Below are 23,062 nucleotides of genomic sequence, written 5' to 3' on the forward strand. Positions count from 1 at the left end.
GCGCAAAAGCAACAAATTCCACATGGAAACCCGATATGTATGGCGTCGCGACTTCGACAAGACCTCGAACGGCATCGACTACCAGGTCAAGGGCAAGCTGCAGACGTTCGACATCCTGTTCGACTGGTACCTGCGCGAAGGCAGCCCGTTCCGCCTGACCGGCGGCCTGGTCTACAACGGCAACCAGGGCGACGTCCGCGCCAATCCCAACCAGCTGGGCAAGTACACGCTCAACGGCACCAGCTACGCCAGCGCCGACGTCGGCATCCTGAGCGGCCGCATCGACTACCGCAAGGCCGCACCCTATCTCGGCATCGGCTGGGGCAATGCGCTGGCGCCGGGCAGCCGCTGGAGCGTGAACACCGATCTCGGCTTCTTCTACCAGGGCAACCCGAACGTCAAGCTGGCCAGCGTCGGCTGCACCACCTCGCAGGCGTTCTGCACCGCGCTGGCCCGGGACGTGGCCGCCGAGCAGGTGCGCCTGCGCCGCGACGTCGACGGCGTCAAGGTGTATCCGGTGCTGCGCGCCAACCTGGGCTACCGCTTCTGAGGCAGCAGGCGCCGAGCGTGCGCCCGCCATGCGCCCGCTGCGCTAGGATGCCTGCAAGGAGGACATCATCATGCACAAGCATCCGATCCGCTGGGGCCTGGTCGTCGCGGCCTGCCTGCTGTCCGTGGCGTGCCAAGACCGCAGGGAGCCGGTCAAGCCGACCGTCGCCGCGCTCGCCGCGGCGTCCACGCCCGCCGAGCCTGCCGGCCTGGCCTGATCCGCGCCAGGCCGCTGCCCGCATCCGGTCCGAGCGCCATGCGCGCCCGGCCGGCCCGGCATCGCCTGCCACGGCATGGGCGCAGGCGACGGGGTACACTGTCGCCTTTTCCTTCTACCAAATCCCTTGCCGCCCATGTCGTTCGCTTCGCTCGGCCTGATCGACCAGATCACGCGCACCCTCGTCTCGCTGTCGTACACCTCCCCCACCGCGGTCCAGTCGCAAGCCATTCCCGCCGTGCTGGCCGGGCGCGACGTGATGGCCGCCGCCCAGACCGGCACCGGCAAGACCGCCGCCTTCGCCCTGCCGCTGCTGCAGCGCCTGGCGCTGGAAGGCGCCCAGGCGCCCAGCAACGGCGCGCGCAGCCTGGTGCTGGTGCCGACCCGCGAACTGGCCGAGCAGGTGCACGACAGTGTCAAGGCCTACGGCGCCGGCCTGCCGCTGCGCACCATGGTGGCCTACGGCGGCGTCAGCATCAACCCGCAGATGATGCGCCTGCGCAAGGGCGTGGATGTGCTGGTGGCCACGCCCGGCCGCCTGCTCGACCTGCAGCGCCAGAACGCGGTGCGCTTCGATGCGGTGCAGGCGCTGGTGCTGGACGAGGCCGACCGCATGCTCGACCTCGGCTTCGCGCGCGACCTCGACAAGCTGTTCGCGCTGTTGCCCAAGCGGCGCCAGACGCTGCTGTTCTCGGCCACCTTTTCCGACCCGATCCGCGCCATGGCCGCCAAGCTGCTGGACGACCCGGTCGGCATCGAGGCCACGCCGCGCAACACCACCGTCAAGGCGATCCGCCAGTGGGTCGTCCCGGTCGACAAGAAGCGCAAGCCAGAGCTGTTCCTGCATCTCTTGAGACGCCACCGCTGGCCCCAGGTGCTGGCCTTCGTCAAGACGCGCAAGGGCGTGGACGCCCTGGTCGAGCTGCTGGCCGCCAAGTGCATCAATGCGGATTCGATCCACGGCGACAAGCCGCAGCCGGCGCGCCTGCGCGCGCTGGAACGCTTCAAGGCCGGCGAGGTGGATGTGCTGGTCGCCACCGACGTCGCCGCGCGCGGCCTCGACATCGACAACCTGCCGGTGGTGGTGAACGTCGACCTGCCGATCGTGGCCGAGGATTACGTGCACCGCAGCGGCCGCACCGGACGCGCCGGCGCCTCGGGCGAAGCGGTGTCACTGGTCTGCGCCGACGAGGTGCAGCAGCTGGCCGCGATCGAGGCGCTGACCGGGCAGACGCTGCCGCGCCAGGAAGAAGACGGCTTCGCGCCGGAACACCGGGTGCCGCAGACCAATGCCGGCGGCCAGGTCGTCAAGAAACCGAAAAAGCCGAAGAAGCCGAAGGGCGATGCGCAGGTGGTGAGCGAGGACGTGCGCTTCCGGCGCTGATCCGGTCCTGGCGCTTCGGCAGCGCTGCTGCGCATTGCCATGGCGATCTTGCGCGGCGCCGTACGGCCAAGCCGGCGCCCGCCAGCGGCGCCGCCGCCACACAATAAGAAAAATATTTTTCGCGGTTTCGCGCTCTCCAGAGGCCGCGATCGATATCTTTTTTTCGGCCAGGCATGGCTTGCCCAACAAAACGGTTATCGCCGGCAGCGGCGTCATATCGATAAAGTCCGTTTATCGAAAAAGCCGCGCCATTTTGGAATCGCAGCTTTTATTCAGACAAACATCGATTTCCCTGAGTAATTTTTCAATGCCGGCAGGCCAAATCCGGCCCGTTGCAAAACTTTCAAAACACGCGCATTCTCCGCAACGAACAGGCACATCGGCATCCGATCGGCGCACCGGCCGCATCGGGATGATGCCCGTTCGAACAATAACGGCGCCAACACCAGCGCCCATCACGGAGACCACAATTGAACAAGAACTTGTCACGCTGGATGACATGCGCCGCCGCGGCCGCGTCATTCGTGGCCGCGAACGCCCATGCCCAGGCCGGCTTCACGCAACCCTCCTTCCAGAACGCGTCCGTGCACGATCCTTCGGTAATCAAGGTCGGCGACACCTTCTACGTGTTCGGTTCGCACCTGGCCTCGGCCAGGTCGAAGGACTTGATGAACTGGCAGCAGCTGACCGACAGCGTCAGCGCCACCAATCCGCTGTTCCTGAACGGCGCGTCGAACGTGTACACCGAACTGGCGGAGACCTTTGCCTGGGCACAGTCGAACACGCTGTGGGCGCCGGACGTGCGCCAGCTGGCGGACGGCAAGTTCTACATGTACTACAACGCCTGCAAGGGCGATTCGCCGCTGTCGGCGCTGGGCGTCGCCGTCGCCGGCAAGGTCGAGGGGCCGTACGTCAACAAGGGCATCATCCTGAAGTCCGGCATGTGGGGCCAGGCCAGCTACGACGGCACCGTCTACGATGCCTTGAAACACCCGAACACGGTCGACCCGGCCGTGTTCTTCGACAACGGCGGCAAGCTGTGGATGGTCTACGGTTCCTACTCCGGCGGCATCTTCATCATGCAGATGAACCCGGCCAACGGCATGCCGTACGCGGGCCAGGGCTACGGCAAGCGCCTGATCGGCGGCAACCACAGCCGTATCGAGGGCGCCTACGTGATGTACAGCCCGGCCACCGCCTACTACTACCTGTTCACCTCGTTCGGCGGGCTGGATGCGGCCGGCGGCTACAACATCCGCGTGGCGCGCTCGACCAGCCCGGACGGCCCCTACCTCGATGCCCAGGGTAACGACATGGCCAAGGTGAAGGCCGATCCGACCAAGCCGCTGTTCGACGACGCCTCGATCGCGCCCTACGGCGTCAAATTGATGGGCAACTTCCTGTTCGAGCGCAAGCTGGGCGACGCCGGCAGCGGCATCGGCACCGGCTACGTCTCGCCGGGCCACAACTCGGCGTACTACGACGCCGCCACCGGCAAGCACTTCCTGATCTTCCACACGCGCTTCCCGGAACGCGGCGAACAGCACGAGATCCGCGTGCACCAGATGTTCATGAATGCCGACGGCTGGCCGGTGGTGGCGCCCTATCGCAACACCAACGAAACCCTGGCGGGCGTGCGGCGCGAATTCGTCACCGGCGACTACCTGCTGGTCAACCACGGCAAGGACATCACGGCCGCGATCAAGAAGCCGGTATCGATCACCCTCAACAACAACGGCACGGTCAGCGGCGCGCTGGCAGGCACCTGGGCGCTGGTGGGCAGCAACCAGGTCGAGCTCAATGTACCCGGCGCATCCACCTACAAGGGCGTGTTCGTCAGCGAGTGGGACGAGACGTCGAAGAGCTACGTGATGACCTTCTCGGCGCTGGCGCGCGAAGGCATCGCCGTGTTCGGCAGCCGCCTGCTGCCGAAGACCGACGCGCAAGTGGTGAACGCCGTGTACGCCGAACTCAGCCTGGGCAACACGGGCGCCGTCACCGGCAACCTGGCGCTGCCGACCAGCGGCACGCGCGGCGCGACCATCAACTGGACCTCGTCCAACCCGGCGGTGCTGAGCAATACCGGCGTGGTCACGGCGCCGGGCAACGGCGACGTCACGGTCACGCTCACCGCCACCATCGCCAAGGGCAATACCACGGTGGTCAAAACCTTCAGCGTCACCGTGCGCAAGGTCGGCGGCCTGCTGGCCTGGTACGCGTTCGACGGCAACCTGGCCGATTCGAACGGCGTGTTCGGCGCCGGCACCGTGGTCGGCAGCAAGATCGACGTCGCCGGCGGCAGCCTCGGCTACGAGACCGGCGTCAAGGGCCGCGCCGCCGTGTTCAACGGCGCCACCGGCGTGCGCTTGCCGAACGGCCTGATCTCGACCAACAGCTACACCGTGTCGCTGTGGCTGAAACCGGCGCAACTGACCGCGTTCTCCCCGACCTTCTTCGGCGCGCGCAACGGCGACGCCTGGGTCAGCCTGCTGCCGATGGGCCACAACTTCGTCAACGGCGCCTCGATGCTGTGGTCGGGCACGACCTGGTACGACGCAGGACTCGGCATGAACATCCCGGTCGGGCAATGGTCGCACCTGGCGTTCAGCGTCAATAACGGCGCCGTCGCCGTATACGTGAACGGCGTCAAGCGCTTTTCGGGCGTGAATTTCCCGAATGTGTTCACGACCGCCGCCGGCACCTTTGCGCTGGGCGTGAACTGGTGGGACGCGCCCTACAAAGGCTCGATGGACGAACTGCGCATCTATGGCAAGGCACTGAGCGACGCCGAAGTCGCCGGCCTGGCGCATTGAACCCGCATCCTGCAGCGCATGCGCCGGACGGCCCACGCGGGCATCCGGCGTCCGAGGAAAACGATATGAACAAAAGGATGGACATGAAGATGAATACGGGTGTGAAACAGGCGCTGCTGGCGCTGCTGCTGGGCTGCGCCTGCGCCGCCGCTTCCGCCGGCGTGATCTCGTTCGACGACCTGGCGGGCGACGAATCCCCGATCGCCGCCGGCTACGGCGGCTTCGACTGGGACAACATCGGCGTGGTGGGCGCCGATGCCTATCCGGGCAGCGGCTACGCCGCCGGCGCGGTCTCGCCCGGCAACGTCGCCTACAACCTCGGCGGCGCCACGGCGGCGGTCTCCCGGACCGGCGGCGGCGTCTTCGATTTCGCCGGCGCTTGGTTCACCTCGGCCTGGCTCGACCAGGAACTGGCGTTCGAAGGCTGGCGCGACGGCGCCCTGCTGTACTCGACCGACACGGCCTGGGTGATCGACCCCGCGACCCCGGTGTGGGTGGGGCTCGGCTGGTCCGGCATCGACACGCTGGTGATCTACAACAGCAGCGGCACGCAGTGGGCGATGGACGAGTTCACGGTGCCGGAGCCGGCCTCGCTGGCGCTGTTCGGCACCGCGCTGGCCGGGCTGGTCTCGGTGCGCCGGCGCCGGCGGCCGGCGGCCTGACAATGCCGGCGCCGGCCGGCATGGTGCGCGCCAGGCTGCAAGGCAAGCGGCGCGCCGCTTGCAATGCGGCGCTCATCGGGGCACGATGGGCCGGTATTCTTCAGCCAACCGCAACCAGGAGAACAACGATGATCAAGGTAAGCGTCATGTATCCCAACGGCCCGGACGCCCGTTTCGACCAGGCCTATTATTGCGACAAGCACATGCCGATGGTGAAGCAGTTGATGGGCGACACCTGCAAGCGCTACACCGTCGACAACGTGATTGCCACCGGCGTGCCAGGCGCCAGCACGCCCTACATCGCCATGGGCCATCTGTTCTGCGAGTCGGTCGCCGATTTCCAAGCCGGCTTCGGGCCGCACACGGACGAGATCATGGGCGACATTCCGCACTTTACCAACCAGAAGCCGGTGATCCAGGTCAGCGAAGTGCTGGTCGGCTGAGCCGGACGGCTTGCGCACAGCGCGACTCTACGCGCCTCCTGAAGCACTGCCATCTGCCAGGCCACGCAATCCCGCGTCGGCCAGCGCCGCGTTCATTCTTCGTCGGGGATGGTATACACCTCCCCCGCCGTCGCCCCCGCCTCGCGCTTGCGCGCGCGCAGGTCGCGGTACACCGCCGCGCGCATCACCAGCATCGACACCACCGGCGCCGTCGCCAGCAGGAACGCGGCGATGATCAGCTCGTGCACCACGGGGCGCGACTGCGATGCGGTGAAGTAGACCATCGACGCCAGCAGCACGCTGCCGGCGCCGAGCGTGACCGCGATCGCCGGCCCGTGGATGCGCTGGTAGAAGGTGCGCAGGCGCAGCAGACCGAGCGCGCCGATCAGGACGATGGTGGCGCCCAGCGCCAGCAGCAGCGCCGCCGCCAGCGCCGCCCAGGCCGGCAATGCGGCCGGGTCCACGGCCAATCCGAGCGCGCTCATTCGATCACCTCGCCGCGCATCAGGAACTTGGCGATGGCCACCGTCGAGACGAAGCCGACCAGCGCGATCAGCATCGCCGCCTCGAAGTACAGCTGCGAGCCGAAGCGGATGCCGAGCACCAGCGCCAGCAGCATGCCGCACATCCACAGCGTGTCCAGCGCCAGCACGCGGTCGTGCGCCGAGGGGCCGATCAAGAGGCGCGCGGTGCACAGCAGCATGGCGGCCACCACGCACACCAGCGCGTAGACGATCGCCAGTTCAAGCAGGGTCGCCATCGCGGGCCTCCTGTTTCACGGTCGGGGTTTCGAAGATCTCCATCAGCGGCTGCTCGTATTTCGTGCGGATGGTGTGGCGCCACCAGTCGGCGTCGTGCAGGTCGAACACGTGCAGCGCCAGTTCGTGGCGCTCTTCCAGGATCTCGACCCAGACGGTGCCCGGCGTCATGTTGATCAGGCAGGATAGCGCCGCCAGGCCGTACGGGTCGCGCATCGCCAGCGGGACGCGGATGAACTGCGAATTCACGGTGGCGTAGTCGGCGAACAGGATCACGCGGCACACGTTGAAGCAGGAACGCACCACCTCGACCGCCGCGAACGCCAGCAAGCGCAGCGCCACCAGCGGGCGGCGCAGGCGCGGATAGCCGAGCGGCTGCAGCTTGCGCGCCAGCAGCGGCGCAGCGATGCCGAGGGCGGCGCCCGGCAGCAGGTCGGCCGGCGCCGCGCTCTGGTTGAGCAGCAGCCACAGCGCGCACAGGCCGAGCGAGACGATGGGGAACGGCAGCCAGCGCGTCATGGCGCCTCCGCGAGGCCGGCGGCGGATGCCGTCGCAGGGGGCGGCGCCGCCACCGCCGGTTCGCGCAGCACCCGCGCGATGTAGTCCCCGGGCCGGTGGATGCCGTCGCTGGCGCGGCCCAGGTAGCCGAACAGCGGCCCGGCCTGCACCGTCATCAGGGCGGACAGCCCGAGCAAGAACAGCACCGGCAGCACTTCCGAGCGGTGCAGCCTGGGCGGCGCCAGCTTGGCGCTGGTCCAGAAGGTGCGCACGCCGAAGCGCATCATCGCGACGATCGCCACCAGCCCGGAGCCGAACACCAGCGCCATCAGGGTCCAGCCGGGGGCCGCTATCGCCGCGCCCGGCGCCGGCGGGTTGAGCAAGGCGTGGAACATGCCGAACTTGGCGACGAAGCCGGACAGCGGCGGCAGCCCGGCGATCATCAGCGCGCAGGCGGCGAAGGAAACGGCGAGGAAGGCCAGCGCCGCCGGCACGCCCTGCCCCACCGGCTCGTCCGGCTTATCCTCGACCACCCAGGCTTCCATGGTCACCGCCAGCAGCGCCGCGCCCGGCGTGCGGATGCGGTCGACCAGTTCCAGCAGCAGCAGCAAGGCGGCCACCGCCAGCGTCGAGCCGATCAGGTAGAACAGGCCGGCGGTCACCAGCGAGGCCTGGCCGTAGCCGACCACCGCCAACAGCGTGCCGGACGACACCGTGGCGGCGTAGCCGGCCATGCGCCCGGCGCTGCCGGTGGACAGCATGCCGGCGGCGCCGAACACGATGGTGGCCATGCCGCCCCACAGCAGCGCGTCGTAGGCGAAGCCGCCGGCAGCGCCGGCCGGGAACAGCAAGAGCCACAGGCGCAGGATCACGACCACGCCGACCTTGGTCATCAGCACCAGCATGGCGGCCACCGGCGGCGAGGCGGCGGCATAGGTGGTCGGCAGCCAGAAGCCCAGCGGCCACATCGCGCTCTTGATCAAGAATGCCAGCACCAGGATGGCGGCGCCGGCGTGCACCAGGCTCAGGTCCGCACTGTCGCCCGCGCCGGCCATAGCGGCGATGCGCCAGGCCAGGTCGGCCATGTTGAGCGTGCCGGTGGCGGCGTAGAGCAGCGCGGTGCCGATCAGGAACAGCATCGCCGCCGCCAGGTTGAGGGCGATGTACTGCATGCTGGCGCGCAGGCGCTGGGCGTTGTAGCCGTGCAGCACCAGGCCGTACGAGGCCGCCAGCATCACTTCGAAGAACACGAACAGGTTGAACAGGTCGTGGGTCAGAAAAGCGCCGTTCAGGCCCATCAGCAGGAACTGGAACAGCGTGTGGAAATGCACGCCGATGCGTTCCCAGCGCAGCATGGCGAAGTGCAGCGCCGCCAGCGCCAGCAGCGCCGTCAACACCAGCATCAGCGCCGCCAGGCGGTCGGCCACCAGCGCGATGCCGAACGGCGCCGCCCAGTTGGCGGCCAGGTAGACGCCGATGCCGTCTTCCCAGTAGCCGCCATCGGCCATCGCGCCCAGCACCAGCGCCGCCGCCAGCTGCGCCAGGATCGAGGCGTAGCCGAGCGCGAACTTGAGGCGGTGGCGCCCGCGCGTGAGCGGCGCCAGCGCCGCGCCGCACAGCAGCGGCAGCAGGACCGGCGCCAGCATCAGGTGCTGCAGCCAGGGCAGCGCGTGGAGGGTCGGGAGCGTCGCGGTCAAGGCTGGGGCTCCTCGCCGTCGACGTGGTCGGTGCCGGTGAGGCCGCGCGCGCCGATCATCACCACCAGATACAGCGCGGTGGTGGCGAAGCCGATCACGATGGCGGTCAGCACCAGCGCCTGCGGCAGCGGATCGGCCAGCGCGGCCGGGTCGGGGGCGCTGCCGGCCGGCGTCAGCGGCGCGCGGTCGACGCGCAGCCTGCCCATGGCGAAGATGAACAGGTTGACGGCGTACGACATCAGCATCAGGCCGCACAGCACCTGGAAGCTGCGCGGGCGCAGCACCAGCCAGATGCCGGCGCCGAACACGATGCCGGTCGCCAGGGCGAGCACGATGTTCATCAGGGGATCTCCTTGGCCGGCGGCAGCGCCGCCGGCGGTAACGGTACGGCGGGTGCGGCGGGCGCGGCGGCTGCGCCGGCGGAGGCCAGCGCGGCTACCGGCGCAGCAGCGGCCGCGAGGGCGGCGGCGCGCGCGGCCGCGGGCATGCGGTGGCTGCGCAGCGACTGGTGCGCCAGCGCCACCAGGATCAGCATGGTAGCGCCGACCACCACCAGGAACACGCCCAGGTCGAAGACGAAAGCGCTGGGCACGTGCACCCGGCCCAGCAGCGGCAGCGCCAGGTGCGCCGTGTGGCTGGTCAGGAACGGGTAGCCCAACAGCCACGCGCCCAGGCCGGTGGCGCAGGCGGTGGCCAGGCCCCAGGCGATCCAGCGGTGCGGGCGCAGGCGCAAGTGCGATTCGACCCAGTCGGTGCCGGCCACCATGTACTGCACGATGATCGCGGTGGCGAAGATCAGCCCGGCGACGAAGCCGCCGCCCGGCAGGTTGTGGCCGCGCATGAAGAAGTAGGCGGCGACGATGCCCATCACCGGCAGCAGCAGGCGCAGGTACACCGCCGGCACCGCCAGGTAGCCGCCATTCGCCTGCCGCGCCGGCGACTGCGCCACCGCCGGATCGACGTCGCTGGCCTGCTGCACGGGAATCGCGACGCTCTCCGGCGCCGGGCGGAAGCGGCGCAGCAGCGCATACACCGTCAGCGCCACCGCGCCCAGCACGGTGATCTCGCCCATGGTGTCGAAGCCGCGGAAGTCGACCAGCAGCACGTTGACCACGTTGGCGCCGCCGCCCTCGCTCAAGGCGCGCAGCACGTAGAAGCCGCTGATGGTGTCGGCCGGGGCGCGCGTCAGCACGGTGTAGCTGGCGGCGGCCAGGCCGAGGCCGCCGGCCAGCGCCAGCGTGGCGTCGCGCGCGCGCCGCCAGCGGGTTGACGCCGGCGGCCGGCCCATCAATGCGCGCGGCTGGCGCCGCGGCGGCAGCCAGCGCAGGCCGAGCAGCACCAGCACCGTGGTCACGGTCTCCACCATCAGCTGGGTCAGCGCCAAGTCCGGCGCCGACAGCCACAGGAAAGTGATGCTGGTGACGATGCCGGTGCCGCCCACCAGGACCAGCGCCGCCAGCCGGTGGTATTTCGCCTTGTGCGCCGCCATGAGCGCGCAGGCGGCGCCGATCAGCCACAGCAGCGCGAACGGCAGGTCGATGGCGTCCGCACCGATGGCCGGCCAGGGCGGCAGGCTTTCCCACGGCCGCGCCAGCAGGAGCGGGCTTGCAACCATCAGCAGCACCACGGCGCGCAGTTGCGGCTGCAGGCGGCGCGTGCCGGCGCGCCGCATCAGGCGGTCGGCCGCGGTGCCCAGCGCGGACATCGTGTTTTCGTAGGCTTGCGCGCCCTGCATGCGGTGCAGCAGCGGCACGTCGGTGCGCTGGCGCAGGTTGGCATGGCGGCGCAGCAGCACATACAAGACCACGCCGCCGGCCAGCGCCACGACGCTCATCAAGAGCGGCAAGTTGAACCCGTGCCAGATGCCCAGGTCGTAGGCCGGCAGCGCGCTCCCCAGCACCGCGTGCGCGGCCACCGCCAGCACGGCGCCGACCGCGCGCTCGGGAAACATGCCGACCAGGATGCACAGCACCACCAGGCATTCGATCGGAAAGCGCATCCAGCGCGGCGGCTCGTGCGGCGGCTTGTATGCTTCCGGATCGCGCCCGGTGGCGGGCGCGCCGAAGAACACGCTGATGAAGCGCAGCGAATAGGCCACGCTGAAAATGCCCATCAGCGTGGCCGCCACCGCCATCGACCAATCCTCGGTGCCGCCCACCAGCGCCGCCTCGGCAAAGAACATCTCCTTCGACAGGAAACCGTTCAGCAGCGGCACCCCGGCCATGGCGGCGCTGGCCACCACCGCCAGCGCCGCCGTGTACGGCATGGCGTGGCGCAGGCCGCGCAGCAGGCGCATATCGCGCGTGCCGGTCTCGTGGTCGACGATGCCCACCGCCATGAACAGCGAGGCCTTGAAGATCCCGTGGTTCACCGTATGGAAGATCGCCGCCACCACCGACAGCGGCGTGCCGATCCCCAGCAGCACCGTGATCAGGCCGAGGTGGCTGATGGTGGAATACGCCAGCAGGCCCTTCATGTCGTTCTGGAAGATGGCGAAGAACGAGGCCAGCAGCAGCGTGCAGACGCCGGCGCCGCCGACGATCCAGTGCCACTCCGGCGCGCCCGACAGCACCGGCCAGAAGCGCATCAGCAGGAACACGCCGGCCTTGACCATGGTGGCCGAATGCAGGTAGGCGGATACCGGCGTCGGCGCCGCCATCGCGTGCGGCAGCCAGAAGTGGAACGGGAACTGCGCGCTCTTGGTCAGCGCGCCCAGCGCCACCAGCACCAGCGCCGCCGGGTACAGCGCGTGCGCGCGGATGCGCTCCCCGGCCGCCAGCACCGCATCCAGGTCGTAGCTGCCGGCGATGTGGCCGACCAGCAGCATGCCCGCCAGCAGGCACAGGCCGCCGGTGGTCGTCACCGTGAACGCCATGCGCGCGCCGCGGCGCGCATCGCTGCGTTCCTGCCAGTAGCCGATCAGGAGAAAGGAGGTCAGGCTGGTGAGTTCCCAGAACACGACCAATTGAATGATATTGCCCGACAAGACCACGCCCAGCATCGACCCCATGAAGGCGAGCATGTAGGCGAAGAAGCGCGCCACCGGATCGCGGCGCGACATGTAGTAGCGCGCATACAGCAACACCAGCAGGCCAATGCCCAGCGCCATGATCGTGAACAGCCAGGCCAGGCCATCCATGCGCCAGACGATGTCGAGGCCGAACTGCGGCAGCCAGGCGGCGCGCGAAGCGAGGATGTCGCCGCTGCGGATACGCCCGAACTGGGCGACGGCCAGCACCAGCGCCGCCAGCGTGGCAACGCCGGCCACCGCCGCCGGACGCGTGCGCGAGCCGGCCGGCATGCAGCCGGCGACCAATGCGCCGACGAAGGGCAGCAGTATCAGGATGAATAGCTGTGGCGACGCCATCGGCATCAATCGCGCCGGCGGCGACGGTGCCGATCGGCGCGCGCCGGCGGCAGGTCACGGGCGTGGCTCAGGGCCGTTGCGAGCAACAATCCTGGCGGTTTCGGGTACATGAAATCGTCGGGCATGGCATCCACCAATGAGGTCCTGAACGTCAATACTGTAGCGGGAATGGTGAGATAACGACAACACGTTACTCTGGCAACGCAGGAATTGTTTTCATGCACTATCCATGTTCAGCATAAAACATCCTCGATCGACGACGTAAATACTGGATTCTTGTCCATGATTCTGCCAAATCCCAGGCATTTTTTGCGCGATCGGTTGTCGACGATTTTTACAGGCCGCAGCGGCGCACGGTTGGTGGCGCGGCCGGATCGGCCATGGCGCCCGCTGCCGAGGGCGCGGCACGGGACTTGCTTGCCCCAACGACGCGGGCAAGCCGCCCGCCATGCATACACCAAGACCGGAGACCACCATGCACATCGATTCCACCATCCGCCGTTCCATCGGCGCCCTGTTCGCCACCCTGGCCCTCGGCGCCTGCGCCCTGCCCGCCTCGGCGACGACGATCCTGTTCGTCGGCAACAGCTTCACCTACGGCGAGCCGGCCGGCGCCGCGCCGCTGGTGCAGAACTACAAGCCGGGCTCGGTAACCGACCTGAACGGCTCGAACATCGGCGGCGTGCCGGCGCTGTTCAAGGCGCTGACGGTGGAAGCGGGACTGAACTACGACGTCAGCCTGGAAACGGTGCCGGGCGTGGGCGTCGACTACCACTACAACAATAAGCTGGCCGTCATCAATAAACCGTTCGACAAGGTGCTGCTGCAGAGCTACAGCACGCTGGACGCCGCCCATCCCGGCAACCCGGACACGCTCACCAAGTACGCCGACCTGCTGGCCCAAGCCTTCCATGCGCAAAACCCGAACGTGGAAGTGATGCTGACCTCGACCTGGTCGCGCGCCGACCTCACCTATAAAACGGCGAGCCCGTGGTACGGCCAGTCGATCTACCAGATGGCGCTGGACGTGCGCAAGGGCTACGACGCCGCCGACGCCGCTTCGAACCTGATCGACGGCGTGATCCCGGTCGGCGAGACCTGGAACCGCGCCATCGCCGCCGGCGTGGCCGACGCCAACCCGTACGACGGTATCGGCGCCGGCCAGGTCGACCTGTGGGCGCCGGACAATTACCACGCCAGCGTGTACGGCTACTACCTGGAAGCGCTGACCATCTACGGCTCGGTCACCGGCCTCGACCCGCGCGCGTTCGGCGCCGGCGACCTGGTGGCGCGCGACCTCGGCATCAGCGGCACCATGGCGCTGGCGCTGCAGCAGTTCGCGGCCGACCAGCTGGCGGCGGAGCAAGTGCCGGAGCCGGGCATGGCGTGGATGTTCGCGTCGCTGGGCGGCCTGATGGTGCTGGCGCGCCGGCGCCAGCGCGGTACCGCCGCGGCCTGAATCGCCGCTGGGCCGGCATCGCGCCGGCGCGACCGGTTGGAATCGTCCGTCGCCGCCATGATCGTCCGCTCGTCGCCACGGCTGACGATTGCGGGCCTCGGGCAGATTCCAGCCGCCCGGCTCGAACCGCTGGCGCTGTGCGACGAGATCGCCATGCTCGCGGACCGCCTGCTGGCGGAGCGGCCCACCGGCGCAGCCGGCACGCTGATTCGCGCGCTGCATGGGCGCTCGCCGGCCGGGCGCGCATGCACTCGCTGCACTACCGGTCGAGTTCCAGGGCGATGCTGTGGTAAGAACCACGAAATTCTTTGAAAATGCTTGTTGCATCAAAAATTTCCATGCAACATTTGTTTCCACAGATCATTAATTGGTTTCACAATCATCGCCCATGAACAAACTCAATATCGGCGCCCGCCTGGGCCTCGGCTTCAGCCTGCTGTGCCTGCTCTTGATCCTGCTGACCGCGGTCGGCCTGTCGCGCCTCTCGGAAATGAACGGACTCACGGACACGGTCGCGACCAGGCTGCAGCCCAAGGCCGCGCTGACCGCCAAGCTGTCCTACCTGGCCGTGGACACCGCACGCGTCGTGCGCAACCTGATCCTGGTCAGCGACGACAAGGCGTTCTCGTCGAACCTGCAGACGCTGGCCAAGAACCAGGCCAAGGCCGACGACCTGCTCGCCAGGCTCGACCGCCTGAGCGGCACGGGCCGGGACCGCGAGATCCTGGATCGGGTCAAGGGCAACATGACCGCCTACCGCAGCTTCACCGCGGCGGTGGTGGCGCAGGCGCAGGCGGGCCAGAAGGCCGAGGCCACCGTCACCCTGTACGGACCGGGATATAAAACCCAGGGCGCCTACCTGGCCGCGCTGGAAGAGATGCTGGCATTCCAGGAAACGGCCATCGAACAAGGCGCCGGGCATGCGCAGGCGCTGTACCGCAATTCCACGTTTGTGTTGACGGGCGCCGCCGCGCTCGCCGTGCTGCTGGCGGCGGCCGCCGCCTATGTCCTGACCCGCTCCGTTACCCGGCCGCTGGGCGAAGCGGTGGCGGTCGCCAACCGCGTCGCCGACGGCGACCTGAGCCTGCCGATCGCGGTCGGCTCGCAGGACGAGACCGGCCAATTGCTGGCCTCCCTGGCGCGCATGCAGGAGAAGCTGGCCGGCACCGTCGGCATCGTGCGCGCCAACGCCGAGAGCGTGGCCACGGCCAGCGCCGAAATCGCGCAGGGCAACACCGATCTGAGCCAGCGTACCGAAGAGCAGGCCTCGTCGCTGGAGCAGACCGCCGCCTCGATGGAAGAGCTGGGCAGCACGGTGCGCCAGAATGCCGACAACGCCCGGCAAGCCAACACGCTGGCGCTGAACGCCAGCGACGTGGCGTCGCGCGGCGGACAAGTGGTGGCGCAGGTGGTCGAGACCATGAAGGGCATCAACGACAGCTCGCGCAGGATCGCCGACATCATCGGCGTCATCGATTCGATCGCCTTCCAGACCAATATCCTGGCCCTGAACGCGGCGGTGGAAGCCGCCCGCGCCGGCGAGCAGGGCCGCGGCTTCGCGGTGGTCGCCAGCGAGGTGCGCAGCCTGGCGCAGCGCAGCGCCGAGGCGGCGAAGGAAATCAAGGGCCTGATCGGCATCAGCGTCGAGCGCGTCGACCAGGGCAGCGCGCTGGTCGACCAGGCCGGCGCCACCATGCAGGAAGTGGTCGCCGCCATCGGCCGCGTGACCGGGATCGTCGGCGAGATCAGCGCGGCCAGCGCGGAACAGAGCCAGGGCGTGGCGCAGGTCGGTGAGGCCGTGGTGCAGATGGACCAGACCACGCAGCAGAACGCGGCCCTGGTCGAACAGAGCGCGGCCGCCGCCGACGAACTGCGGCGCCAGGCCGGGCAGCTGGTCGAGGCGATGGCGGTGTTCAGGCTGGCGCACGGCGCGGCCGATGCGCCAGGCGCCGGCGCCGCCAAACTGCCCCATCCTGCCGCACCGGCGCGCAGCGCACGGGTGCCGGCGCAGCTGGCGCACGTCGGCTAGGCGCTCCTGGCTGCCGCGCATGCGGCGCTGCAGGGCGGGCGCCGATGCCCTCATCCGGGCATGGCGGCAGTAACGCGCGCCGGCGGCAACCGGCTACCTGCCGCCCGACACGTCGATGAACGTCCCGGTCGAATAGGACGCGTCGCCGGACAACAGCCATAGCACCGCCCTGGCCACCTCCTCTGCCTGGCCGCCGCGTCCCATCGGCACCGACGACCGTAGCCGCTCGACCCGCCCCGGCTCGCCGCCGCTGGCGTGCATGTCGGTGTGAATCAGTCCCGGACGCACGCCGTTCACGCGGATGCCTTCCAGCGCCACTTCCCTGGACGAACCGTCGGCAAGCCGGTTGGTTTGGAGAACGCGTCACCGCATGCCCATCATGATGATACCGCCCTGCTTGAGACGCTGTGGACGATTGTTGCCGTTATCGTGGAAACGGCGTCGATCATTCTTCATCTGCTCGTCGTCAATCTCGACGAAGACGGCATGATGGTGAGCGTATCGGCCGCGACCTCGGTCGGCAAGGCGCTGAACCCTCCTGGCTAATGCTTCTCCAACAAATATGCTGTGAGATTAGACGGTTTATAAATTCCTTCGCTGTTTGCGCCTCCGCAATACAAAACCCTTGCTCGATCAATAGTGTCCAACCAATACGATGGAATCAACTGGATTGACCACTGATTATTACGGAGACGATCGATGAAACGCCACACGATCACATTAAACGCACCAACCTCGGCAGGCGGAAAAGTTCTTTCAGCCAGCAGCAGCGGAAGCATTAATGGGATGACGATTGCGCAAGCCACCCAAAGTTATTGCCAAATCAATTTATCAGATATCAGGAAATCAGCAATACTGATCGCAACGAAACGCAGACAGCGAGAAATTTCGCCGCTACTGAAACTTTTTCCGATGATAGATATATCCTTATCGATGAAATTAGCCAAGAGCCACTCGCCAATATTGAGTACGCTTTGAAAAGAGCAAATGGGCAGGTCGAATTCGGAACCACCGACGAAAAAGGCCATACCCATTTGCTTACGGCTATGGCACATGCTGAATTGATCGAGATTTACTTGTGAGGTAATCATGACGACTTCAGTAACATCTTCATCGGGACGAACCCTTCATCATCATGCAACTAGAACGACAACGCCACGTGAGGATGCCGATGCAAAAGCCGTACGGATCAAAGTAAGTAAAGAAGAACGGCTTGAGGAAAACCGGGAATACCTGAAAAACACGAACGTCCAAGCCTTTCTCAAAGCGATTGCCGATGCGGAAGGAGGCGGATACGACTTCAAGTACGGAGCGATTAAAGGCAAACGCAACGACCCATGGCGATTTTCCGACTACGCGACTCATCCCGGTCCCGGGCGTGACGGTGTCACCACTGCTGCGGGCATGTATCAGATCAACAAATTGACTTGGCAAGATCATGGTGAAAAGGGCATGGGCTTGACCGATTTCACGCCGGAAACACAGGATCTCATCGCCGTTTCGCTTCTTCGCCGACTCGGTGTCATCGACAAGATTAAGGATGGCGATATCGAAGCAGGAATGTCACAGGCATCGAAACCGTGGGCCGCGCTCCCTGCAGGACGCGGCCAAACCGGGCGGTATCAAACCGGGCGGTATAACCAGCCCTGCGTGACATTCGAGCATTTCGAAACGACATACAAGGCTGCGGGAGGAAGCGTCAAATGAAGAACCGCACGATTACATCCATATTCCTCATTGTCGCCACCTCGATTGCCCAGGCCGCGTCGCCCGCATTGGGCGTTGGCGAACCGTTTATCAAGGCCCAGGAGAAACTTCAGGCCGAAGGATGGCGTGCCGATCTGTCGGCACATGCTGCAAGCGGCGAATACACGGGCGTCGAACGCCAACTCGTCCAGGACGGATTTGCCGAGGTCGATTACTGCAGCCTTGGAGAATCGCTATGCGTATTTCAATACATAAGGAACAACGCTTGCTTGCGGCTTCATGCGAAAGGCGAGGAAACGCGCTCTATGAAAATCGAGAGCTGGTCGAATCAATGTCGAGAAAAGGGAGCGAGCGAGGATGTGAATCCTCTTCCGGCCGACGTTCGCTACGCTATGCAATGGCGTGGTGACTGCGATAATTTTGGGCAGTGCGAAGGCATGAACGAGTATTTGCGTAATCTTGAAAAGAAATATGCCGGCCAACCCGCGATCCTGAAACTGCTTGGCGCATATGACGATTCGCTCCAGCCCGGGCGACGTAAAGCGCAATGATCCGCTTGCGATGAGACCGGGGAGGCAGGCGGCATTGAAGCGAGCGGATCGGGCCCGCGTCACCGCAAATCCAGCCAGAACTTGCGCACCCCCTCTTCCTCGTCCAGCGGCCCGACCGTGAACCCGAGCTTCCTCACCAGCCCCAGCACCGGCGCATTCTGCGGCAACGCCTCGCCGACGATCTCGCGCGTGCCGCGCGCGCGGCAATAATCGATCAGCTTGTGCATCAACATGATGCCCAGGCCCTTGCCCTTCAGGTCGGAGCGCACCGTCACCGCGAACTCGGCGCTCATGTTGTCCGGATCGGCCACCACCCGCCCCACCGCCAGCGTCTCCTGCACGCCGTGCGTGTCCGGCCGGGTGGCGATGAAGGCCATCTCGCGGTCGTAGTCGATCTGGGTGAAGCGCGCCAGCTGCGCCGGCTGCAGCTCGCGCACGCGCACGAACATGCGGTAGCGCACGTCGTCCGGCGTGAGCGCGTTGAACAGGGCGACGTGGGCCGGGCCGTCCTCGGGGCGGATCGGGCGCAGCAGCAGCGGCGCGCCCTGCCATTGCACGGTCTCTTCCAGCTCGGCCGGATAGGGGCGGATCGCCAGCCGGTCCAGCGTGCTGGCCGAGCGGTCGGCCATGGCGATGCGCATGCGCGCGTCCAGCACGACGGCGCCGCGGCTGTCGGCCAGCAGCGGGTTGATGTCGAGTTCGACGATTTCCGGCAGCTCGGCCACCAGCTGCGACACCTGCACCAGCACCGCCGAGACGGCGTCCAGGTCGGCCGCCGGGTGGTTGCGGTAGCCGGCCAGGCGGCGCGCGACGCGGGTGCGGCCGATCAGGTCGCGCGCCAGCACCATGTTCAGCGGCGGCAGTCCCACCGCGTGGTCGGCCGCCACCTCCACCGCCAGGCCGCCGTGGCCGAACAGGATCACCGGGCCGAACACCGGGTCGGTGGCGGCGCCGGCGATCAGCTCGTGCGCTTCGGGGTTGCGCGCCATCGCCTGCACGATGAAGCCGTCCAGGCGCGCATCCGGGCGCAGCTCGGCCAGGCGGCGGCGCATGCGCTCGGTGGCGGCAAACACCGCTTCCGGCGTGTCCAGGTCGAGCGTGACGCCGCCGACGTCGCTCTTTTGCGCCACGTCCGGCGACAGGATCTTGACCGCCACCGGAAAGCCGATCGCGCGGGCAGCGTCCACCGCTTCCTCGGCCGTGGACGCGGCGCGGGTCGGCACCACCGGAATGCCGTAGGCGGCCAGGATCGCCTTGGTGTCCGGGTCGGACAGCAGGTAGCGCCCGCTGGCGCGGCCGCGCTCGAGCGCCTGGCGCACCAGCAGGCGCGCGCGTTCGCGGTCCGGCGCGCCATCGCCGCTGGAGGCCGGTACTTCCATCAGCAGGTGCTGGTTGCGCCGGTAATGCACGATCTGCAGGAAGCCGTTCACCGCTTCTTCCGGCGTGCGGTAGGACGGCATGCCGGCCTCGGAGGCGATGGTGCGCGCTTCCAGCACGCCGTTCCCGCCCAGCCAGCAGGCCAGCAGGTTGCGCGAGGTGGCGCGCGCCAGCGGCGCCAGCGCGCGCGCCACGGCGGCCGGATCGACCACGGCGTTTGGCGCATGCACGATCAGCACCGCGCTGGCGTCCGGCTCGCGCAGCAGCACCTCGACCACTTCGCGATAGCGTTCCGGCGGCGCGTCGCCGTGCAGGTTGAGCGGGCCGCTGCCGCGCCATTCCGGCACCAGTTCGCGCAGCTTGGCCACGGTGTCCTCGCCCAGCTGCGCCGCCGCGCCGCCGCCGAACAGTAGCGCGTCGGCGGCCAGCACCACCGGGCCGGCGCCGTTGCCGAGGATGGCCAGGCGCTCGCCGTACAGCGGGCGCGCGCGCGCCAGCGTCTCCACCGCGGCGAACAGCTGGCCGGTGGTGTAGGCGCGCAGCATGCCGGCGCGGCGGATGGCGGCGTCGTAGACGTCGTCCGGCGTGGCCAGCACGCCCGCCAGGCAGGCGGCGCCGGCGGCCGCCTCCAGCGAGCGCCCGGCTTTCAGCATCAGGGTCGGCTTGCTTCTCGCCGCCGCGCGCGCGGCCGACATGAACTTGCGAGCGTAGCGCAGGCTTTCCACGTGCAGCAGGATGGCGCCGGTGCCGGGGTCGCTGGCCAGGTAGTCCAACGCATCGCCGAAGTCGACGTCGGCCGAGTCGCCCAGCGCGACGAAGCTGGAAAAGCCGATGCCGCGCGTGCGCGCCCAGTCCAGCACCCCGGTCATCAGGGCGCCCGATTCGGACACGAAGGCGATCCGCCCCGGCGCCGCGCCGCCGGCCGCCGTGCTGGCGTTCAGGCCGATGCCGGGCGCCAGCAGGCCGGCGCTGTCGGGGCCGAGGATGCGCAGCAGGTAGGGGTTGGCGGCGTCCAGCATCGCCTGCTTGATGCTGCGGCCACGCCCGTCGCGCGCCCCGGCCACGCCCGGGCTCATGACGATGGCGGCGCGCGTGCCGAGTTCGCCCAGCGCGCGCACGATGCCCGGCAGCGTGCGCGGCGGCGTGCAGATGACGGCCAGCTCCGGCGCCTGCGGCAGGTCCGTCACGTCGGGCCAGGCCCGCAGCCCGGCCAGCGTCTCGTACTTCGGGTTGACCGGGTACAGCGGCCCCTTGAAACCGCCCGCCAGCAGGTTGCGCAGCACGGTCGCGCCGACGCTGCCGGGGCGCTCGGACGCGCCGACCAGGGCGATCGACTTCGGTGCGAACAGTTGGCGCAGGTTGCGGACGCTCATGCCGGGGGTCTCCAAGGGACCGGCCGGACCGTTCCAGCCGTGCAGGGCAATCGTAGCAAATTGGCTACACTGGGTCGATACCCCCACAGCATGCAGGATGCATCGATGACCGACTCCAATACAAAACAGCCCCTGCAGGAGGCCCCGTCCGCGCCCGCCGCGGAAGACGGCAAGGACGCCAAGGGAGGCGGCTCCAAGAAAGTGATCTACGCCGCCATCGTGGCCAACCTCGGCATCGCCGTGTCGAAATTCGTGGTCGCCGGCATCACCGGCAGCGCCGCCATGGCGGCCGAGGGCATCCACTCGGCGGTCGACACCGGCAACGAACTGCTGCTGCTGGTCGGCGAGCGCCGCAGCACGCGTCCGGCCGATGCACGCCATCCTTTCGGCTACGGCAAGAGCCTGTATTTCTGGGCGCTGCTGGTGGCGCTGAGCGTGTTCGCGCTGGGCGGCGGCCTGTCGATCTACCACGGCGTCGACGCCCTGCGCCACCCGGAACCGCTGCGCGATCCGCTGTGGAACTACGTCGTGTTGGGCGTCTCGGCGCTGTTCGAAGGCTACAGTTGGAACGTCTCGCGCAAGGAACTGAACAAGCGCAGGAAACCCGGCGCCTCGCTGTGGCAGACGGTACGCGCCAGCAAGGACGCATCGGTGTTCACCGTCTTCATCGAGGATTCCACCGCGCTGATCGGCCTGGCGATCGCCGCGCTCGGCATCCTGCTCGGGCAAGTGTTCGACAACCCGTATTGCGACCCGGCCGCCTCGGTGCTGGTGGGCCTGCTGCTGGTGGGCGCCGCCTTCACGCTGGCGCGCGAGACCGGCGGCCTGCTGGTGGGCGAAAGCATCGGCGCCGACGCGACCAGACGCGTGCGCCGGATCTTCGAGGATGACGCGGCGATCCTGGAAGTCGGCGCGCTGCAGTCGATGCAGCTCGGGCCGGACGAGGCGCTGGTGACGGTGGCCGTCAAGTTCCGGCGCGAGATGCGCATCGGCGAGGTGGAAGCGGCGATCGCGCGCCTGGAAGCGGCGGTGGCGGCGGCCTACCCGCACATCAGGCACGTGTATTTCGAGTCGAGCGCGCTGCGCTCGTCCATGCGCTGACCGGATGGCGCCGATTCGAGCTCAAGCCACAGTCCAGAATCATCCAGGCGCAAGCGCAAGCAGGCCAATGTCAGCGCGATTCTTGTGGAAGAATCTTGTTGGCAGCAGTTCAGGCGACGACCATGCCCAGCACATGCATTGCCATGAGCAACTGGATGATCAGCTGGATCAGGAACACGCCGGAAAACCGCATGTGGACGCGCTTGGTCGATTCGGCCGTCGATGAAAAACCTTGCGGACAGGTGGAGAGCAGGAACCACAGCACCAGGGCAATGATCGGATTGACCAGCTGGATCGCCGATCCGCCGACCCACGCGTCCGCACGGTTATCCGGACCCCAGTGAATCGCCACCTGGACGCCGGCGGCGAGCCGGTGCACCGTCCAGAACGCGACGGCGAATGTGGCGGCAACGAAGACAGCATTCGATATAGCTGCGGAACGATGATTCATCATGTCTGCTTCTGCAAGTCGCCGCATGAAAAGGAAAGCCGTATAGTAGGATTGCCTTGCAAAACATGCAAGGCATCGCTGCGGCCGCCGAAGTTGCGTTTCCAGGCCGAGAGCGTATCCCACGCCGGTTGCCCATGCAGCCCATGCTAGAATGGCCGGGTGAAATCCATCGTCCGTTCGCTGCTGGTCTGGCTGTTGCTGCTGGCGCTCCCGTTCCAGGGGGTCGCGGCGGCGCGCATGCTGCCGTGCGTAGCGGACGGCATTGGCGCGCGTACCGCCATGGCGGCGCCGGCGCATGCGACCATGGCGCACGATGCATCCGCGTCCGCAAGAGCGTCCTGCCACGACGCCAGCGGCGCCCAGTCCGCCGCGCGCGGCCAGCCGCACGACGGCGCCGCATCCCACGACGGCGCCAAGTCCCATCCCGGCGCCAGCCACTGCGCCGCCTGCTGCATCGGCGCCGCGATGGCGAGCGCCCTGCCGCCCTTGCCGGCAATGCCGTCGCCACCCTCGGCATCGATTCCGTTCCGCGCCGGCCACGTGCCGAGCGTCGACCCGGCCCTGCCCGAACGTCCGCCCAGGACCGCCCTCGCCTGACCCGCGCCGCCGCCGTGCGCCCTGCCGGC

General features: G+C 67.8%; 24 protein-coding genes and 1 pseudogene. 16 read left to right on the forward strand and 9 right to left on the reverse strand.

Going from position 1 to position 23,062, the window contains the following annotated elements; all coding sequences use genetic code 11:
* Window positions 1-22: 22 nt before the first annotated feature.
* From HH212_RS24220 to HH212_RS24250, 7 genes are all read left to right on the forward strand, one after another.
* Window positions 23-550, forward strand: coding sequence for a hypothetical protein (locus HH212_RS24220; RefSeq protein WP_170204811.1), 528 nt, complete (start codon window positions 23-25; stop codon window positions 548-550).
* A gap of 70 nt (window positions 551-620) precedes the next feature.
* Entirely contained in the window at window positions 621-767 is a 147-nt protein-coding gene (locus HH212_RS24225) for a hypothetical protein (RefSeq protein WP_170204812.1), read from the forward strand.
* A gap of 135 nt (window positions 768-902) precedes the next feature.
* A complete protein-coding gene (locus HH212_RS24230) occupies window positions 903-2,150 on the forward strand; it encodes a DEAD/DEAH box helicase (protein ID WP_170205668.1) in 1,248 nt (415 codons plus the stop codon).
* A gap of 39 nt (window positions 2,151-2,189) precedes the next feature.
* A complete protein-coding gene (locus tag HH212_RS24235) occupies window positions 2,190-2,450 on the forward strand; it encodes a hypothetical protein (RefSeq protein ID WP_170204813.1) in 261 nt (86 codons plus the stop codon).
* A 170-nt stretch (window positions 2,451-2,620) separates the two neighbouring features.
* Window positions 2,621-4,963, forward strand: coding sequence for a family 43 glycosylhydrolase (locus HH212_RS27775; protein WP_308633226.1), 2,343 nt, complete (start codon window positions 2,621-2,623; stop codon window positions 4,961-4,963).
* Window positions 4,964-5,028: 65 nt separating this feature from the next.
* A complete protein-coding gene (locus HH212_RS27125) occupies window positions 5,029-5,625 on the forward strand; it encodes a PEP-CTERM sorting domain-containing protein (RefSeq protein ID WP_211172410.1) in 597 nt (198 codons plus the stop codon).
* A gap of 128 nt (window positions 5,626-5,753) precedes the next feature.
* On the forward strand, window positions 5,754-6,068 hold the full coding sequence (locus HH212_RS24250; protein ID WP_170204814.1) for an EthD family reductase: 315 nt from the start codon (window positions 5,754-5,756) through the stop codon (window positions 6,066-6,068).
* Window positions 6,069-6,160: 92 nt separating this feature from the next.
* Here HH212_RS24250 and mnhG read toward each other — a convergent pair whose 3' ends face one another.
* From mnhG to HH212_RS24280, 6 genes are read right to left on the reverse strand one after another with little or no spacing between them, the layout of a single operon-like run.
* Complete coding sequence (gene mnhG, locus HH212_RS24255; protein WP_170204815.1) at window positions 6,161-6,553, reverse strand: monovalent cation/H(+) antiporter subunit G; 393 nt, start codon at window positions 6,551-6,553, stop codon at window positions 6,161-6,163.
* Window positions 6,550-6,828: a K+/H+ antiporter subunit F gene (locus tag HH212_RS24260; RefSeq protein ID WP_170204816.1), complete on the reverse strand. Its 279-nt coding sequence runs from the start codon at window positions 6,826-6,828 to the stop codon at window positions 6,550-6,552. Before HH212_RS24260 ends, mnhG begins: the two co-directional genes overlap by 4 nt.
* Window positions 6,812-7,345: a Na+/H+ antiporter subunit E gene (locus tag HH212_RS24265; protein WP_170204817.1), complete on the reverse strand. Its 534-nt coding sequence runs from the start codon at window positions 7,343-7,345 to the stop codon at window positions 6,812-6,814. Before HH212_RS24265 ends, HH212_RS24260 begins: the two co-directional genes overlap by 17 nt.
* Entirely contained in the window at window positions 7,342-9,021 is a 1,680-nt protein-coding gene (locus HH212_RS24270) for a monovalent cation/H+ antiporter subunit D (protein ID WP_255486870.1), read from the reverse strand. The genes HH212_RS24265 and HH212_RS24270 overlap by 4 nt, the downstream gene beginning before the upstream one ends.
* Window positions 9,018-9,362, reverse strand: coding sequence for a Na+/H+ antiporter subunit C (locus HH212_RS24275; RefSeq protein ID WP_170204818.1), 345 nt, complete (start codon window positions 9,360-9,362; stop codon window positions 9,018-9,020). Before HH212_RS24275 ends, HH212_RS24270 begins: the two co-directional genes overlap by 4 nt.
* The gene (locus HH212_RS24280) at window positions 9,362-12,388 is read right to left on the reverse strand and encodes a monovalent cation/H+ antiporter subunit A (RefSeq protein ID WP_211172411.1); all 3,027 of its coding nucleotides are present in this window, start codon (window positions 12,386-12,388) and stop codon (window positions 9,362-9,364) included. Before HH212_RS24280 ends, HH212_RS24275 begins: the two co-directional genes overlap by 1 nt.
* 475 nt (window positions 12,389-12,863) lie before the next feature.
* On the opposite strand from HH212_RS24280, the gene HH212_RS24285 reads away from it, so the two are divergent.
* From HH212_RS24285 to HH212_RS24295, 3 genes are all read left to right on the forward strand, one after another.
* Window positions 12,864-13,847, forward strand: coding sequence for a PEP-CTERM sorting domain-containing protein (locus HH212_RS24285; protein ID WP_211172412.1), 984 nt, complete (start codon window positions 12,864-12,866; stop codon window positions 13,845-13,847).
* A 57-nt stretch (window positions 13,848-13,904) separates the two neighbouring features.
* Entirely contained in the window at window positions 13,905-14,159 is a 255-nt protein-coding gene (locus tag HH212_RS24290; RefSeq protein ID WP_170204820.1) for a hypothetical protein, read from the forward strand.
* Between the two features lie 76 nt (window positions 14,160-14,235).
* Complete coding sequence (locus HH212_RS24295) at window positions 14,236-15,876, forward strand: methyl-accepting chemotaxis protein (protein WP_170204821.1); 1,641 nt, start codon at window positions 14,236-14,238, stop codon at window positions 15,874-15,876.
* A 93-nt stretch (window positions 15,877-15,969) separates the two neighbouring features.
* Here HH212_RS24295 and HH212_RS24300 read toward each other — a convergent pair.
* Window positions 15,970-16,209 (reverse strand): annotated as a pseudogene (locus HH212_RS24300) (SDR family oxidoreductase); the annotation flags it as partial.
* On the opposite strand from HH212_RS24300, the gene HH212_RS24305 reads away from it, so the two are divergent.
* From HH212_RS24305 to HH212_RS24320, 4 genes are all read left to right on the forward strand, one after another.
* Window positions 16,144-16,422 carry a hypothetical protein gene (locus tag HH212_RS24305; protein ID WP_170204822.1) on the forward strand — a complete coding sequence of 93 codons (279 nt, stop codon included), beginning with the start codon at window positions 16,144-16,146 and terminating at the stop codon, window positions 16,420-16,422. The pseudogene HH212_RS24300 and the gene HH212_RS24305 sit on opposite strands and share 66 nt — an antisense overlap.
* A gap of 153 nt (window positions 16,423-16,575) precedes the next feature.
* Complete coding sequence (locus HH212_RS24310; RefSeq protein WP_170204823.1) at window positions 16,576-16,854, forward strand: PAAR domain-containing protein; 279 nt, start codon at window positions 16,576-16,578, stop codon at window positions 16,852-16,854.
* A gap of 111 nt (window positions 16,855-16,965) precedes the next feature.
* Window positions 16,966-17,583, forward strand: a complete 618-nt coding sequence (locus tag HH212_RS24315; RefSeq protein WP_229217445.1) for a lysozyme family protein — start codon at window positions 16,966-16,968, stop codon at window positions 17,581-17,583.
* The gene (locus tag HH212_RS24320; RefSeq protein ID WP_170204824.1) at window positions 17,580-18,134 is read left to right on the forward strand and encodes a hypothetical protein; all 555 of its coding nucleotides are present in this window, start codon (window positions 17,580-17,582) and stop codon (window positions 18,132-18,134) included. The genes HH212_RS24315 and HH212_RS24320 overlap by 4 nt, the downstream gene beginning before the upstream one ends.
* Window positions 18,135-18,193: 59 nt before the next feature.
* Here HH212_RS24320 and HH212_RS24325 read toward each other — a convergent pair whose 3' ends face one another.
* Complete coding sequence (locus tag HH212_RS24325; protein ID WP_170204825.1) at window positions 18,194-20,884, reverse strand: bifunctional acetate--CoA ligase family protein/GNAT family N-acetyltransferase; 2,691 nt, start codon at window positions 20,882-20,884, stop codon at window positions 18,194-18,196.
* Between the two features lie 105 nt (window positions 20,885-20,989).
* Here HH212_RS24325 and HH212_RS24330 point away from each other — a divergent pair, with 105 nt between their 5' ends.
* Entirely contained in the window at window positions 20,990-21,985 is a 996-nt protein-coding gene (locus HH212_RS24330; RefSeq protein ID WP_170204826.1) for a cation diffusion facilitator family transporter, read from the forward strand.
* Window positions 21,986-22,094: 109 nt separating this feature from the next.
* Here HH212_RS24330 and HH212_RS24335 read toward each other — a convergent pair whose 3' ends face one another.
* Entirely contained in the window at window positions 22,095-22,439 is a 345-nt protein-coding gene (locus tag HH212_RS24335; protein WP_170204827.1) for a hypothetical protein, read from the reverse strand.
* A 156-nt stretch (window positions 22,440-22,595) separates the two neighbouring features.
* On the opposite strand from HH212_RS24335, the gene HH212_RS24340 reads away from it, so the two are divergent.
* Window positions 22,596-23,033: a hypothetical protein gene (locus HH212_RS24340; RefSeq protein ID WP_170204828.1), complete on the forward strand. Its 438-nt coding sequence runs from the start codon at window positions 22,596-22,598 to the stop codon at window positions 23,031-23,033.
* Window positions 23,034-23,062 lie beyond the last annotated feature (29 nt).

Origin of the sequence: Massilia forsythiae (assembly GCF_012849555.1) — a bacterium.
Classification (GTDB): domain Bacteria; phylum Pseudomonadota; class Gammaproteobacteria; order Burkholderiales; family Burkholderiaceae_D; genus Telluria; species Telluria forsythiae.